The sequence below is a fragment of the Enterobacter cloacae complex sp. Mu1197 genome (assembly GCF_040059225.1).
In the GTDB taxonomy this organism is placed as follows: domain Bacteria; phylum Pseudomonadota; class Gammaproteobacteria; order Enterobacterales; family Enterobacteriaceae; genus Enterobacter; species Enterobacter quasiroggenkampii.
In genome coordinates this window covers 2,904,523-2,920,823 of the sequence record NZ_CP157375.1, presented here as the reverse complement: position 1 = coordinate 2,920,823, position 16,301 = coordinate 2,904,523, and the positions used below count along the sequence as shown (strand labels likewise).

At 52.7% G+C, this 16,301-nt stretch carries 11 protein-coding genes and 1 pseudogene; 6 read left to right on the top strand and 6 right to left on the bottom strand.

Going from position 1 to position 16,301, the window contains the following annotated elements; genetic code table 11:
- Positions 1-278: 278 nt before the first annotated feature.
- From ABFV38_RS13790 to mzaE, 5 genes are read left to right on the top strand one after another with little or no spacing between them, the layout of a single operon-like run.
- Positions 279-2,342, top strand: coding sequence for a sigma-70 family RNA polymerase sigma factor (locus ABFV38_RS13790; protein ID WP_348957426.1), 2,064 nt, complete (start codon positions 279-281; stop codon positions 2,340-2,342).
- Positions 2,339-3,841 (top strand): MZA anti-phage system associated ATPase MzaB, encoded by a 1,503-nt coding sequence (mzaB, locus tag ABFV38_RS13785; RefSeq protein WP_235404335.1) that lies wholly within the window; start codon positions 2,339-2,341, stop codon positions 3,839-3,841. Before ABFV38_RS13790 ends, mzaB begins: the two co-directional genes overlap by 4 nt.
- Positions 3,838-6,696 (top strand): MZA anti-phage system associated Z1 domain-containing protein MzaC, encoded by a 2,859-nt coding sequence (gene mzaC, locus ABFV38_RS13780; protein ID WP_235404337.1) that lies wholly within the window; start codon positions 3,838-3,840, stop codon positions 6,694-6,696. Before mzaB ends, mzaC begins: the two co-directional genes overlap by 4 nt.
- Positions 6,680-7,708, top strand: a complete 1,029-nt coding sequence (gene mzaD, locus ABFV38_RS13775; RefSeq protein ID WP_235404339.1) for an MZA anti-phage system associated PD-(D/E)XK motif protein MzaD — start codon at positions 6,680-6,682, stop codon at positions 7,706-7,708. The genes mzaC and mzaD overlap by 17 nt, the downstream gene beginning before the upstream one ends.
- On the top strand, positions 7,695-9,491 hold the full coding sequence (gene mzaE, locus ABFV38_RS13770; RefSeq protein WP_235404341.1) for an MZA anti-phage system associated AIPR family protein MzaE: 1,797 nt from the start codon (positions 7,695-7,697) through the stop codon (positions 9,489-9,491). Before mzaD ends, mzaE begins: the two co-directional genes overlap by 14 nt.
- Before the next feature lie 305 nt (positions 9,492-9,796).
- On the opposite strand, the pseudogene ABFV38_RS13765 reads toward mzaE, so the two are convergent.
- Positions 9,797-10,012 (bottom strand): annotated as a pseudogene (locus ABFV38_RS13765) (hypothetical protein); the annotation flags it as partial.
- Between the two features lie 151 nt (positions 10,013-10,163).
- Between ABFV38_RS13765 and ABFV38_RS13760 the strand changes: the two are divergent.
- Positions 10,164-10,841, top strand: coding sequence for a DUF2076 domain-containing protein (locus ABFV38_RS13760; RefSeq protein ID WP_348957425.1), 678 nt, complete (start codon positions 10,164-10,166; stop codon positions 10,839-10,841).
- A gap of 280 nt (positions 10,842-11,121) precedes the next feature.
- On the opposite strand, the gene ABFV38_RS13755 is transcribed toward ABFV38_RS13760, so the two are convergent.
- The 5 genes from ABFV38_RS13755 to ABFV38_RS13735 form a co-directional block, all read right to left on the bottom strand.
- Positions 11,122-11,838: an ABC transporter ATP-binding protein gene (locus tag ABFV38_RS13755; RefSeq protein ID WP_348957424.1), complete on the bottom strand. Its 717-nt coding sequence runs from the start codon at positions 11,836-11,838 to the stop codon at positions 11,122-11,124.
- A complete protein-coding gene (locus tag ABFV38_RS13750; RefSeq protein ID WP_048223771.1) occupies positions 11,835-12,710 on the bottom strand; it encodes an ATP-binding cassette domain-containing protein in 876 nt (291 codons plus the stop codon). Before ABFV38_RS13750 ends, ABFV38_RS13755 begins: the two co-directional genes overlap by 4 nt.
- On the bottom strand, positions 12,707-13,981 hold the full coding sequence (gene livM, locus ABFV38_RS13745) for a high-affinity branched-chain amino acid ABC transporter permease LivM (RefSeq protein WP_063622006.1): 1,275 nt from the start codon (positions 13,979-13,981) through the stop codon (positions 12,707-12,709). Before livM ends, ABFV38_RS13750 begins: the two co-directional genes overlap by 4 nt.
- An 11-nt stretch (positions 13,982-13,992) precedes the next feature.
- Positions 13,993-14,907: a branched-chain amino acid ABC transporter permease gene (locus ABFV38_RS13740; protein WP_032646250.1), complete on the bottom strand. Its 915-nt coding sequence runs from the start codon at positions 14,905-14,907 to the stop codon at positions 13,993-13,995.
- Positions 14,908-15,006: 99 nt separating this feature from the next.
- The gene (locus tag ABFV38_RS13735) at positions 15,007-16,128 is read right to left on the bottom strand and encodes a branched-chain amino acid ABC transporter substrate-binding protein (protein ID WP_023312277.1); all 1,122 of its coding nucleotides are present in this window, start codon (positions 16,126-16,128) and stop codon (positions 15,007-15,009) included.
- Positions 16,129-16,301 lie beyond the last annotated feature (173 nt).

Here is a 16,301-nt window from a genome sequence, read left to right as displayed (position 1 = left end):
CCAGAAAGCCATTGAGCCAAGGTTGAGCAGGGCTTTATGTCGGTGTGACAATTGGTGGTTCTGAACCTCTGGTTTACTACATGACTGCATGTGTTGTCAGCAAATGCTTTAACAGTTCCTCAGCTCAGCCAAAGCTCGATTTTTTCATCAAAGCCCAATTGGCGATGAAGATCACCAAAAATGATATGTTGCTTATATATACAGTACCAAATTCGATTTTCTCCATATAAGATAGATTGCATTTCCGCGGGTGTGGTTTACAAGGAAAGGCTGTCAGCATGCATCGCTCTGTTTCTGAGTTTTATCGCATCCCCCCTCTACTTATTCGTGCGCTAAAAAGCGGAGTCGCCTCCGTGGTGGAGTTTCATCTCAGCAGGGGATTGCCGAAAGATTCACGAGATTCTCTGGGAAATAGCCCATTGATGATTGCGGCCCAGAATGGGCATTTCGCTATTTGCGAAATGTTGTTGTGCTCGGGTGTCGATGTTGAGCATCAAAACAACCTCGGGTTTCGCGCCAGTGACCTCGCGCAGGAGCAAACGCTGCGTGATCTGTTAGCTCGTTATCGGCAATCTCCTCCGTCTGCCGGGCAGCAACTAGCAGGGGGGTTAGATGATGAGGCAAAAATTGAGGTTGTAATTGAAGCCGATGTTGAAACAGAACTACCCGAAACCGAAGACGCAATGGATTTTATGCAGTGGGATGCTGAAATCGAATCGGAACCCGCCGATGATAATCTGACATTACGACACGCTTCCGCTGAGGCTCAGCGATTTTTATCCCACTATCGCCCTATAGATAACGCGGCTGAGTGGATCGATATCGAACTCTCGCTTCCAGACCCGCCGACGCCAGTTTCTCTCTCTCCGCAAAATTATCCCCATTTCTCAACATTGCTCACTAGCGCACTGGATGCCGGTCGTGTCTCTGTTCGTGACATCCGGTCTGCCGGGGAAGATGATTTCGGCATGCCGTGGCCTGAATTCCAGGTCAGCGTAGAGGCATTGATCAAGGACTTACCTTTGATTGTGGATGGCGATGATGCTTTCCCGGAAAGTGATGCCTGTTGGGAATTCGCGGCGAGTGATGATCTCGAGCCCTGGTTTGACGCTTTCGGTGCATTGCGGCAGTTCGGCATCGTTGAAAACTATCTCGTGGATATCCGCCAGTGGGATGTCGTGGATAAAACAAAAGAAGAACGACTCGGCCAGCGCATGGATACGGCGCTAATCAATCTGATAAAAATCCTGGCGGGTTTATCCGAAGCAGAATATATGCAGTTGCTGCAGCCCAATTACCTTCCGGTGCCAGCGCCTGAGGTTTCTGAAGAGGAAGACGTCGCAGAAGAAACGGATGAGGAAATGCCTCCCGTATCCGATGACGATGACGATAATGATGAAACTATCAGCTTTATCGAGCTGCTCGTTCTGCTGAGAAGTGGGAAAGCAGGCGAGTATCAGGATAATCATATCCCCCGCCCGGAGTATGCCGACCTGCAACAGATAGTTGAGCGCGCCCGAACGCTCATCCCTGATGAAGGTCATAAAATAAGTCTGTATGTCAGCAGTTACAGAGAGGCTTGGGAGGGGCTGATCCACGCCAACTTGCGTCTGGTCGTCACCATCGCGAATAAATATCGCGGGCGGGGATTAGATGTCGAGGACCTGATCCAGGAAGGTAATCTGGGTTTGATCAAGGCCGTTGAAAAATTCGACTATCGACGCGGATTTAAATTCTCCACGTATGCCACCTGGTGGATCCGCCACAAGATCAGCCGCGCGATTGCCGATCAGGCGCAGCTCATCCGTTTACCTGTTCACTTCTATGAGCAATTCAGGCGCTGGCGAAACAGTCGGGATCAATTGCTGTATCGCCAGGGGATAACGCCCACGATCAAACGGCTGCAAGCATTGACTGACCTTCCAGAAAATCAACTCAAGCGGATGGCAAAATATGAAGAACAGACGGTGTTGATTGGCGATTTTCATGCTGACGCCCAGGACAGCGAAGCGGCGCTGTCGGGAGACGCGATCCTGACCGGAAAGGATTTCACCAGTGCTCCCGTTCAGTCTCTCGAGCTAAGAGAATGTGTTTCATTGGTGCTGGAAACGTTGTTGCCACGCGAAAAGCAGATCATAAAAATGCGTTTTGGCATCGGTATGACGCAAGATTTCACGCTGGAAGAGGTGGGTAAACAGTTTGATGTCACGCGAGAAAGGATACGTCAGATAGAAGCCAAAGCGCTCCGTAAGCTCCGCTATCACAGCCGGGCGTCGAAATTAGGCAGCTTCGTCGAACAGTGGGAAACCGCGTTGAGCGAGATGCAGGAAGAAGAAGAATGACGACCATGCGCCATGCGCCACCGAATGCAGCCATTATGATCGAAGCGCTGCGAGGGCTCGGTTACAACACCGCCACCGCACTGGCTGACATCATCGACAACAGCATTAGTGCCGGTGCCCGTAAGGTCGATCTGACCTTTCACTGGCGTGAGTCGGATAGCTATATCGTGGTTCGGGATAATGGTTGCGGCATGTCGGCCGCTGAACTGGATGTTGCGATGCGGCTGGGGGTCAAAAACCCGCTGACAAAGCGTCCAGGACACGATCTGGGTCGCTTCGGTCTGGGACTCAAAACCGCCTCCTTTTCGCAATGTCGCCGTCTGACGGTCGCCTCCAAAAAAGAGGGGATAACGACCATCCTGCGGTGGGATCTGGACATTCTCGCCGCCAGTACGGACGACGGTTGGTATTTGCTTGAAGGCGCTGACCCTGGAAGTCAGGAGGCGTTAGCAAATGCGGAACCTGACTCCCACGGTACGGCGGTGCTGTGGGACGTTTTAGACCGAATTGTCACCCCCGGCTACGGTGAGAAAGATTTCCTCAATCTGATGGATGGCGTTGAACAACATCTGGCGATGGTATTTCACCGATTCCTTGAGGGGAACGCTCCCCGACTCACTCTCAACCTCAATGGTCGCAAAATTAAAGCCTGGGATCCCTTTCTCAGCGGGCATCCTTCCAAGCCCTGGCATTCGCCTTCGGCAATGGCGCCAGGCGCTCCTGCCGTGAAGGTGGAGTGTCATGTTCTGCCGCATCAGGATCACCTGACGACGCAGGAGTATCAACAGGCTCAAGGACCGGCAGGCTGGACGGCCCAGCAAGGATTTTATGTATACCGGAATGAGCGATTGCTTGTGGCGGGCAACTGGCTTGGACTCGGAAGTCCCCGGGCCTGGACGAAAGATGAAACCCACCGCCTTGCGCGAATCCGTCTGGATATCCCTAATGATGCCGACATAGACTGGAAGATTGATGTTCGTAAGTCGATGGCCCGCCCACCGGTTTCGCTGCGGCCTTGGTTAACCCAACTGGCGCAATCAACGCGTGATCGTGCGGTACGGACATTTGCAAAACGCGGGAAAATGAATAAGCGCAAGCCCGGCGAGGAACTTGTTCAGCTCTGGCAAGCGCAGAAGACGCCATCCGGTGTTCGTTATCAGATTTCATTACAACATCCTGTTATCAGCAATGTCCTTTCGCAGGCCGGTGAGTTATCTCCACAAATTCAGGCCATGCTAAGACTGATTGAGGAAACCGTTCCAGTTCAGCAAATCTGGCTTGATACGGCTGAGACAAAAGAGACGCCGCGGACAGGTTTTGAAACTGCACCGCCCGCAGAGGTGTTGTCCGTATTGCAGGTCATGTACCAGACTATGGTTGGACAGCAGGCGATGTCACCGGCGCTGGCGAAACAGCACCTGCAAAATATGGAACCCTTCGATAATTATCCTGAATTAATTGCACAACTCCCCGACGATCAACATGAGAAATCGCTATGAGTCTAAATCCCTTGGATGACACGCAACTGAGTGTATTGCAGATTGTGCAAACGTTCCTGCAAAGTCAGGATAAAAGCACGATCACGCCCGGTATTCTGCGCCAACATATTGATATGGTTTGTCAGATGAAACCTGAGTGGAGCTGCCTTGATAGTCGGGAGATCCTGGTCGAAGAGTTGATCCGCCGTTACAGCATCTGGATGGGAGAAGATTCTTCTCTGAGTAATGACGAAGGGCATCAACCCTGGCTGACCGCTGATGCGAAACGCGAGTGGCGCTACTGGCATCGATATCGCCAGTGGCTTGGCAAAACGATGCCTTGGGGAGTCCTGGATACCCTTGACCGTTCAACGGATCGTGTTCTGGGATTACTTGAGCAACCGGGGCGGGAAGGGCGTTGGGACCGACGTGGGCTGGTGGTCGGCCATGTTCAGTCGGGGAAGACCAGCCACTATACCGGTCTAATCTGTAAAGCCGCGGATGCGGGATATAAGATAATCATTGTGCTCGCTGGTTTGCATAACAACCTCCGCTCGCAGACCCAAATGCGTCTTGATGAAGGATTTCTTGGTTACGAGACGAGCCCACTCAGAGAAAAAGTGACCATCATTGGGGTGGGCGATATTGATAGCGATCCTGTCATTCGTCCCAATTACGTCACTAACCGATCTGAAAAGGGCGACTTCAGCGCCGGAGTGGCTAAGAATCTGGGGATCAGCCCCGAGCAACGGCCCTGGCTGTTCGTTGTAAAGAAAAATAAGTCTATTTTGAAGCGCCTGCATACCTGGATTGAGAACCATGTTGCCACCAGCGTTGACCCCATCACCGGAAAGCGTTTTGTTTCGGAATTACCGCTGCTGATGATTGATGATGAAGCGGATAACGCCTCAGTTGATACGGGGGAAATTGTCTACGATGATGATGGAAAACCGGATGCTGAACATCAGCCAACGGCAATAAATAGTCTGATTCGTAAGCTGTTGATGCAGTTTAGCCGTAAGGCATATGTCGGATATACCGCTACGCCCTTTGCCAATATTTTTATTCACGAGAGCAATGAAACACGTGACGAAGGTCCGGATTTGTTCCCTTCCGCCTTTATCATTAATCTCGGCGCACCCTCTAACTACATCGGCCCTGCGAGGGTATTTGGGCGGGCCACCGCGGAAGGCCGGAGCGGAGAGTTGCCTTTAATTAGGCGAGTGAGTGATCACTGTAGCGATGACGGAAAAAGGGGGTGGATGCCGGTTTTTCATAAGAGTTCGCACTATCCCACACTGGATACGCTAACTCATTTCCCGGACTCGTTAAAACACGCCATCGACAGTTTTTTACTAGCATGCTGTGTCAGAGAATTACGCGGTCAGGGAGAAAAACACAGTTCGATGCTGGTCCATGTGACTCGCTTCAATAAGGTGCAATCGGTTGTTTATGAAAATATTGATGCCTACATTCAGGACGTGAGGCAGCGACTGACGCGAAGGATTGGACACGAACCTTTTTTACATCAGCTTGAGTCACTCTGGCAGGCCGATTTTTTGCCGACGAATCAGGCGATCCGCGACGTTATGCCGCAGCAGGTTCCGGACGGCGCCTTCGAATGGCAGGAGATCATCGACAAGCTGTACACCGTGATAGAAAACGTATCGGTACGAATGATAAACGGAACGGCGAAGGATGCGCTTGATTATTCGGACAGTGCGACAGGCTTAAAAGTCATTGCGATTGGCGGAGACAAACTGGCTCGAGGGCTAACGCTTGAGGGATTATGCACTAGTTATTTTTTACGCGCCTCCCGCATGTATGACACGTTAATGCAGATGGGGCGTTGGTTTGGTTATCGCCAGGGATATCTGGATGTATGCCGGCTTTATACCACCGATGAGCTGATTGAATGGTTTGAGCACATTGCGGATGCGTCAGAAGAGCTGCGGGAAGAGTTTGACAATATGGTCGCCAGTGGCGGCACCCCACGTGATTTCGGGCTAAAAGTGAAATCACACCCTGTGTTAATGGTGACCTCGCCCTTAAAAATGCGTAGCGCGCGTTCACTATGGCTCTCTTTCAGCGGCACTGTGGTCGAAACGATTTCGTTGTTTAAAGAACAGGAGTATCACAAGCGTAACTACGTGGCTTTCCAGCGTCTGACCGGGCGCGTCGGTGTTGGCGTGCCGATACCTGAGAGACGACGCGGAGATAAGATTGAAAAATGGAATGGGGTCATTTGGCAAAATATCTCCCCTGAGCCGATCATCGATTTTTTAACGGAATATGAGACCCATGCTCAGGCCAGAAAAGCTAACAGCAAACTACTGGCGGATTTTGTTATGCGGATGAATCGTGTTGATGAACTTACCCAATGGACGGTGGCTGTGATAGGAGGTGGCATCGATCGCCATCACGATGTTTGCGGCTTTTCCGTACCGCTTATGATGCGTAAAGCGTCTGAAGGGATCACTGACCGTTATTCCATTGGCCGTTTACTTTCCCCACGCGATGAAGGGATTGACTGTGATGAATCAACTTGGCTTGCTGCGCTGGTAGAAACGCAGCGTATTTTTCATGCCGATCCCGGACGCAATGAAGGGCGAGAGGAGCCCGTCGTTCCAGGTGGCGTGGTACTGCGTCGGATTAAAGGATTTGGCATTAACGACATTCCAGCACAGCGTCAAAAAGGTTTATTGCTCATTTACTTACTGGACCCGCAGCAGGCATTGTCGGCAGCGGAATATCAGGAAGATGCCTTACCTGTGGTGGCTTTTGGCATCAGTTTTCCGGGAAGCCGCAGTGGGGTAACGGTGGAGTACAAAGTGAACAATGTACTATGGGAGCAAGAGTATGGTGCGGCTGAGTAAAGACGATCTGCTGGCGGCCTGGAAAGCCTTAGATCGATCTCAGATAGACGAACTGCCTGGCGCTCAGGGTTGGCGCGGGATTCGGCTTTTTACGCACCAGGGCTGTAGCTTTCATGCCGGGCGTCGTCAGCCTGATAATGAAGAAATGCTGATTGCCGTGTTTCCTCATCATCTTTCGCCTGGGTCGGCGGCGCTGCCATCTTGTAAAGGATTCCGCGTTGAGATGGCCGGAACAGAGGAGGGGTGGCAGAACGGTTTGATGATCCGTCGCCAGCAAACAGGTAATGTGGATGTCTTTACGACGATGATTCTGGATATTCTCCATTCGCTCCTGAACGTTTCGAAACCGCGCCTGTTTGAAACTCTGCTTCGTCGGATTCGTTTATGGCAGGCGTTTATGGAGCGCGATACCCGTCCACTCAGTCAAGAAGAAGAAGTTGGGTTAATCGGCGAATTGACGTGTCTGGAGCGGTTGATCGAGAGCGGTCTTGCTCCGTCAACGGCAGTCGAAGCATGGATAGGACCGCAGCATGGGCTACAGGATTTTGCACTCGATGAACGCGCCATTGAGATAAAAAGCACTACGGCAGCGAAGGGTTTTTGCGTAACTATCCACTCTCTTGAACAACTGGACTGGCAGCGGGCAGGATCGCTTGTATTGTGTGGTTTGCGCTTCAGCGAGCATCCCACCGGTGCAACCCTGAATGACATCATTAGCCGTCTTCGTCAACGTTTTGAGGGAAACGCTACGGCGGCTTGTCTTTTTGAAGGATCACTTTGTCACGTCGGATATTTCACTGAACATGCTGAATTCTATACACGTCATTTCTTGCTGACAGAGGCGTTCGCACTCCCCATTGAAGCGGATTTTCCCTCTTTGACGCATGCCAATGTCCCGTTGCCGGTGGTGAGTGCGCGCTATCAACTCGAACTCCAGACACTTATTCCTCAGGCCCAAGATTTTAACCATTGCTTGTCAGACTTTGCAGGATTACCGCATGGAACTTATTGATTTTTTACGTCAAACCCAGAATGAGATTCGCAAGGAATATCAGGATCAAATGGCTCAGCCAGGGGTTGAGTCGCCTTTTCCTGAGCTGATTTTTACCGATATTGTTATGCGTCATATGGCCGATATCGGCATGACATTCGATGATGCCGAAACGTGTCACTTTATGGCGAAAGTCAGTGGACACAATGTGCGTCTCAGCGGTTATGCCTTCTCAGAAGATGGAGATCAACTTGACCTTTTTGTCAGTATTTATCACGGTAGCGACGAGCTCTGTCACGTCCCGGATGCTGAGACAAAAGCGATTGCCGGCCACTGCATTCAATTTTTGCAGAAGTGCGTTGACGGTAAATTATCATCCACGCTCGATCAGTCCAATGATGCCTGGCAACTGGTGACGACCATCGAACAGTCCTATGCGGAACTGGAGCAAATCAGAATTTATGTTCTGACCGATGGTCAGGTGAAAACCCGATGGTATCAGTCCCGTGACGTTGCCGGTAAAACCATTAAATTAGAGGTTATGGACATTGTCCGCCTGTTTAACCACTGGCAGGAAGGTAAGCCACGCGACGAACTGCAGGTTAATTTTGATGAGGTGGCGGGGGGCGCACTTCCCTGTGTCTGGATCCCGGATGAAATGGGTGAATATGATTATGCGCTGACGGTGGTTCCGGGCGAGACGCTGCGATTTATCTATGAAAAATATGGCAACCGGATTCTGGAAGCGAATGTTCGCTCATTTCTGAGCCAGACGGGGAAAGTCAACAAAGGGATTCGTGACACTTTACGTGAGCAGCCTGAGCGTTTTATGGCTTATAACAACGGTATTGTGATTGTTGCCGATCAGGTCAGGCTTGGTGAAGCACCGGGAGGTGGCCCTGGTATTGCGTGGATGCAGGGGATGCAGATCGTCAACGGTGGGCAGACGACGGCTTCCATGTTTTTCACCAAAAAGAAATTCCCAGCAACCAATCTGCGTAACGTGCGTGTACCCGCAAAAGTCATTGTGCTGAAACAGACGAATAATGCACAAGAAGAGATGTTAATTGCGGATATTTCGCGCTTCTCGAATAGCCAGAATAAAGTCAATATTTCCGATCTGTCAGCCAATCGACCGGTACATGTACAGCTGGAAAAAATGGCAAACACGGTGTATTGCCCGGACGGATACAGTCGTTGGTTTTACGAGCGAGCAAACGGCAGCTATAAGGTTATGCTGGAACGAGAAGGTAAAACACCAGCGGGAATTAAACGGTTAAAAGACGCCATTCCTCCATCTCGTCGGATAACGAAAACGGATTTCGCAAAATATCACTGTGCCTGGCTCCAACGTCCGGATTTAGTCAGCCTCGGCGGACAGAAAAACTTTGCCGCATTAATGACGATGATTGACAAGGATACTGAGCGTTATGGGGATGAACTGAATATTGAAACTTTTAAAAATTATATCGCTCAGGCCATTATTTATAAGAAAGCCTATAAGTTGATTAATTCACTTTTCCCCGCATTTAAGGCGAATATCGCCGCCTATACTGTTGCCGCCTATTCATATCTTTATGGTAACGAAACGGACCTGGCAGAGATCTGGAATCAACAGGGCATTGAGGAAACGATGGGCAACCGGCTTGTCAGCTTAGCACATCGGGTGAATAGTCTTCTGATTGAATCCGCGAATGGAAGGATGATATCGGAGTGGGCGAAGAAGCCTGAATGCTGGGAGTATGTGCGCAGTAAAATCTATTTCTCCGCACATGGAAAAATGGAAGATCATATGAGTAGTTAAATTGTCCACTGAGTTCATGATCGAAGCCCCGCGTATGTGTTATGGATTGCTCGCAGCGGGGCTTTGTTGAATAAACCGAACTTTTTCTTAGTGGAAGACTTAGATTACACATCACCTTGCAACGCTGGTAGCCCCATGGCGCTTCACATCATCATTCTTTAAAAGATTCTCAGGCAGGAAACTGTTCTCCTGTGCTTTTTCTGTGCTCAACGTTATCCAAGTCTATCTATTTACTGCCAATTACAAAAAATAAATAAACAATTACAGCAAAGTTTCGCAATGCATCGCTATATAACTCATTGATTCTAAATGGAATTTAAAATCCCTCGGCGTTCGAGCTGTGTGGGTTCAAGTCCCACTCCGGCTACCATGGGAAACAAAGAATAATCAAAGCAATAAGCAGTGTCGTGAAACCACCGAAAGGCGGTTTTTTTGTGCCTCCAGTTTAGCGCGAAGTGAGCGTACCTCATCGTCATCACGATCGTGCTGTGCCCGGGAATTTGCTGCCATACCAGAACGTTAAGCCTAACTTTCTAATATCAAGCCCGGAAAGCAGGGCGATTTTCAGCTAACCTGCAACCAATCTTAAACAAACATTTCACTCGCCAGACACAGGTTGCCGCCGCTGATAAACTGGTTGGTATCCACCCTGGAGAGCGGAAGGTTATTGTCATGCAATATAAAGAACAGCAGCTTATCAACGGCCTTTTCGAGCGCCTTAAACAGGCCGGACAACAAAACAGCCAACGGGATGCAGATGCGGAGCGTCAGATCGCTGAATTTGTCAGACAGCAGCCTGCGGCCCCCTACTATATGGCGCAGTCGATTTTGATTCAGGAAGCGGCGCTGAAACGCCTGCAGGCCCGGGTTCAGGAGCTTGAAAGCGAATTAGCCGCGCAAAAAAGCAAACCCTCGACGGGCGGCAGTTTCCTCGGCGGCCTGTTTGGTGGCGGAAAAAGTAACCCGCAGACTGAAAACAGCTGGAATGCCCAGCCGCAACAGCCGCCGGCGCAGGATTACTCTCGGGCGCCAGCGCCGGCTACTCGCGGCGGCGGTTTTATGGCTGGCGCGCTCCAGACAGCCGCTGGCGTGGCCGGTGGCATCGCGCTTGGCGAGATGCTTACCAGCATGTTCCATCAGTCGCGGCCGGAAGAGATTGTGAACATCATCGAAGAACCGACAATGCCCGTCGGTGGTGAACCGTTTGTCGGTAATCAATACGGCGACGTTAATAACGTCTCTGACACCCGTTTCCTCAACCAGAACGATCCGTTCGGCAGTAATAACGACGGCTGGCTGAACGACGATGTAGATGACGACTACAGCAATGACGACGATAGTTTTATTTAACGACGTTATGGTGTAACCACCGAAATGAAGTGAACTCCGAAAGTTGGGTATCCAGCGATTAGGGGCTTTGCTTTTCCGGGTCAAAAAAGCCTTCGAGGCTAAGCCTGAAGGCTCATAAATCACATTCTTTTTACTGCTTTTGTTACTAACAAACCTGTAAGAATTGCCGGAGGCAATCCAAACATAGAGCCGATATCGACTAACGTATCCTCCAGTTTCTTCTATCCCGTATGTGCCGAAATGATCCATCACGGCATAAGCCCGTTTGGCAGATATCAAATCACACCCCGCCCAAATACGCCTTCCTCACCTCCTGATTGCCCAGCAATTCCTCACCGCTGCCGCTCAGCCGGATCTGTCCGTTCACCATCACATACCCGCGGTCAGACAGCTTCAACGCATGGTGCGCATTCTGCTCCACCAGAAAAATGGTCATACCGCTGTGGGCCAGCTCTCGCAGCGTCTGGAAGATCTGCTTCACCACAATCGGGGCTAAGCCCAGGCTGGGCTCATCCAGCAGCAGCAACTTCGGACGGCTCATCAGCGCCCGGGCGATCGCCAGCATCTGCTGCTCCCCGCCGGACATGGTCATTGCGCGCTGTTTACGTCGCTCTTTAAGGCGAGGGAAAAGGTCAAACATGGTTTGCATATCTTCAGCCGCAAACTGATTGCCGATGGGAATGGTCCCCATCAGCAGATTCTCTTCAACGGTCATATCCGGGAAGATTCGTCTGCCTTCCGGTGCCTGCGCAATGCCGCCGGACGCGACGTAGTGGGTGGATTGATGGCTGATGTCTTCACCACAGAACAGGATCTGCCCGCTGCGGATACGGGGTTGACCAAAGATGGACATCAGCAATGTCGATTTACCCGCGCCGTTTGCGCCAATCAGCGCCACGGTTTCCCCCTTATTCACCTCAAGAGAGACTTGCTTCAGCGCCTGAATGACGCCGTAAAACACATCCACTTCGCGAAAAGCCAGCAGCGGTTCGCTCATAGGGAGACCTCGCTTTCATCCGTGCCCAGGTAGGCGGCAATGACCTTTTCATCATGCTGGATCTGCTCGGGTTTCCCCCTGGCAATCACATCGCCGTGGTCGAGCACGATAATGTCGTCCGAAATTTCCATCACCATCCCCATATCATGCTCAATCAGCAATACCGTGATGTCATGATGATCCCGCAGAAAGCGAATAATCCCGCTCAGCTTGTGCGTTTCAACCGGGTTCAGCCCTGCGGCGGGTTCATCCAGACAGATCATTTCCGGCCCGGTACACATTGCCCGGGCGATTTCCAGTCGCCGCTGCTGGCCGTAGGACATTTCTCCCGCCAGTCGATTGGCGCACTCCACCAGATCCACCACTTCAAGCCAGTAAAAGGCTCTGTCCAGGGCGTCGCTTTCCGCCCGCCGGTAGGACGGCGTATTCAGAATCCCGGCAAGCAGATTGCGGTTCACCCGCATATGCTGCGCCACCAGCAGGTTTTCCACGACCGACATCTCGCGAAAAAGACGGATATTTTGAAACGTGCGCGCCAGCCCGGCTCGGTTGACCAGATGGGTTCCGCCGAACATTTTGTAGAACAGACGCTGCCCGAGCTGCGCGGGGTTAATCCAGTCGCCGGGCTGGAATTTTTGTCCGAGTACCTGAATAACGTTGGTCGTTTTATGGCGGGTATTAAATAAAATGCTGCCGCCGGAGGCTCTGTAGAAGCCCGTCAGGCAGTTAAAGACGGTGGTTTTTCCCGCCCCGTTTGGCCCAATCAGGGCGGTAATGGAGCCGCGCTGCACGTCCAGGTTGACGTCATTCAGTGCCTTAATCCCGCCAAAATGCATCATCAGATGCTCAACGCGTAATATCGTTTCGTTCATGGCGCGACGCCCTTACGCACGGCAAACCCGCTGCGGTTAATGCGGATCAAACCGCGTGGACGCCAGATCATCATGACCACCATCAGCATGCCAAACAGCAGGACGCGGTACTCGGCAAAACTGCGCAGCAGTTCCGGCGTGACCGTGAGCACAAAGGCGGCCAGCACCACGCCCAGCGTCGAGCCCATACCGCCCAGCACCACAATGGCGAGGATCAGTGCCGATTCAAAGAAGGTAAAGGAGGTTGGATTCACGAACCCCTGATAGGTGGCGAAGAACACCCCCGCAATGCCCGCGGTCGACGCACCCAGCGTAAAGGCGGAAAGCTTTACCAGAACATGGTTCAACCCCATTGAGCGACAGGCAATTTCGTCTTCACGCAGGGCTTCCCATGCCCGGCCAATCGGCATGCGCGTCAGGCGGTGCTTGATGTAGAGCACCAGCATCACCACCAGAAAGAGCACCGCATAGATAAAGATAAACTTCATGTTCGGGTTGTAGGTCAGGTGGAAAAACTCGTGGAAGGGCACGCCGCCTTCTTTCGCGCGTCGTCCAAATTCCAGACCGAAAAAAGTCGGGGGAGGGGCAGACACGCCGTTGGGGCCGCCGGTGAAGGTCAGCCAGTTGTTCAGTATCAGGCGAATGATCTCCCCGAATCCGAGGGTGACGATGGCCAGATAGTCACCGTGCATGCGCAGCACCGGGAAGCCGAGCAGGGCGCCTGCGGCGGCGGCCATGATTGCCGCCAGCGGCAGCATGCTCCAGAACCCTAAGCCGAGATACTGGTATCCCAGCGCCAGACCGTACGCACCAATCGCATAGAACGCGACATACCCCAGATCCAGCAGACCGGCCAGGCCCACGACGATGTTCAGCCCCAGACCGAGAAGCACGTAGATCAGCCCGAGAATGGCGACGGTCAGCACATACTTGGTGGCGACAAACGGGAAGCAAACTGCAAGAGCAATCACCAGGGGAATGATCCAGCGCATGCGGCTTTTGTAATCCGGTGGCCGGACATAAACGCCCGCGCTGTCGGCCTCGAAGCGCGCCTGGAAACGGGCCCCGGCAGCGGTACCTAAAAAAGCGCTCAACAGAAAACGCCCGAACATGACGATGCCCACCATCCAGGCCAGGCGCTGCCCGGCGAAGGTAAAGCTATACCCGTCCAGCACCACGCCCGCGATGGGGCCGAAGATAATCAGCGCAATCAGCCCGGAGAAAATCGCGTCCAGAATGCAGCGTTTAAGTGAAAAACCGTGTGACGTCATCATTCTCTCCCTCACACTTTGGCCACTATTGGGCGCCCGAGCAGTCCCTGGGGACGGAAAATAAGGATCATGACCAGCAGGCCGAACGAGAAGACGTCTTTATAGTCCGAGTTGACCATGCCCGAGAACTGCGCTTCCGCCACGCCCAGGATAAGGCCACCGAGCATGGCGCCGGGAAGGGAGCCGATGCCGCCAAGTACCGCCGCCGTGAAGGCTTTAATACCGATCACAAACCCGACGTAGAAATCAAAGGTGCCGTAGTTCATGGTGATCAGCACCCCCGCCAGGCCCGCCATCGCCGCGCCGATGACAAAGACCAGCGAAATAATCCGGTCGGTGTTAATGCCCAGAATGGAGGCCATTTTGCGATCCTGCTGGACCGCACGGCACATCCGCCCCAGCCGGGTACGGTTGATTATCCAGGTGAGCACCAGCATGCCGGCAAACGAGGCAACCAGGATAAACACTTTGGTGTAGGTTATCTGCACGAACCCTTCGCCCAGATGCAGGCGAATGACGCCGTCCAGCATGGTCGGTACCCCTTGCTGGCGCGGGCCCTGGCTCAGCTGCGCGTAGTTTTGCAGGATAAGCGACATCCCGATGGCGGAGATCAGCGGTGCCAGACGCGTGGAGTTGCGCAGCGGTTTGTAGGCGATACGCTCGATAGTCCAGCCGTACACCCCGGTAACCACAATGGTGAACACCAGCGTGCCGAGGATCAGCAGCGGGAACGACTGCAGGCCGAAGAACGAGAGCAGCGCCAGGCCAATAGCGCAGAGATAGGCGGAAATCATATACACTTCGCCGTGGGCGAAATTAATCATGCCGATAATGCCGTACACCATGGTGTAACCGATGGCGATCAGGCCGTAGACGGAACCCAGCGTTAAACCATTGATTAACTGTTGCAGGAAGAATGTACTCATCTTAGCGCGCTCGTTTTATAGGCTGCGCGAGCCGCGCAGCCTGATGTTTATTACGCGCCGACGGGAGAGCCCGTCGGCGTTGAGCGTGACTCCGTCCCGTTACTGCACTTCCTTATACTTTCCTTTGTCGTCCCACTGGTAAACCACGTAGTCAGAGACCTTCAGATCGCCTTTGCTGTCCCAGGCTTTTTTGCCCATCACCGTGTCGACGGAATTGGCCTTCAGCCACTCGCTGGCTTTGGCAGAATCCTTGCCGCCGGTGGCCTTGAAGGCCGCGGCAATCGCCTGTACGGAGGCATAGGAGTAAAGCGTGTAACCTTCCGGCTCGAATTTACCGGCGCGGAATTTCTCGATAACCGCTTTGCCGTCCGGGATCAGGCGCGGGTCTTTACCGAAGGTCATGTAAATGCCATTGGTATATTGCGGGCCACCCGCCGCGGTCACCATCTCCTCGTTGACGATGCAGTCCCCGGAGAAGAATTTTGCCTGTACGCCCTGTTCACGCATCTGGCGAACCAGCGGACCGGCTTCCGGGTGACAGCCACCGAAGAACACGACGTCCGGTTTTTGCGCGCCGATTTTGGTGACCAGCGCGTTAAAGTCTTTTTCACCGCGGGATAACCCCTCGTACATCACATCCTGAACCCCGCGTTTCGCCAGCGCCGCTTTGGTGGCGTCAGCCAGACCCTGACCATAGGTGTCTTTGTCGTGAATGATCACCACGCGTTTGGCTTTCAGCTTGTCGATGATGAAGTCGCTGGCAACCTGACCCTGCTGGTCGTCGCGGCCGCACATGCGGAACATATCGCTCATGCCGCGTTCGGTAATCAGCGGGTTGGTTGAACCGGGGGTAATGGCGATGATCCCCGCATCGCTATACACCTCGGAGGCGGGCATGGTGGAAGAGGAGCAGAAATGGCCGACCACGGCGTTGACTTTATCCTGGTCAACTAAACGGTTGGCAACGGCGACGGCCTGCTTCGGCTCGCAGGCGTCATCTCCCTGAACCAGTTTGATCTTCTCACCATTAATGCCGCCGGCGGCATTAATGTCTTCAGCAGCCTGCGTTGCGCCGTGCCAGTATTGATCGCCATAGGTCGCATTGGGACCCGTAAACGGCCCGGCCACGCCAATCACAATATCTGCCCGGGCGGAAAACGCCGTCACCAGACAACCGGCCAGCACAAGAGAAAGAGGAGTTCTGATAAATTTCAGCGACATTATTATGTTCCTTAGCAAAGAGGTTTTTGCACCACGGCGTAAACCCGAACGCCCGACGGCGCAGCCAATCCGAAACACGAACAAGAACAAAATGCACTAAACGAACAAGATACAGACGGCATCCTGCATATACGGCGAGGTATCCCTGCGCAGCGTCGCGCGAAGAACATTAA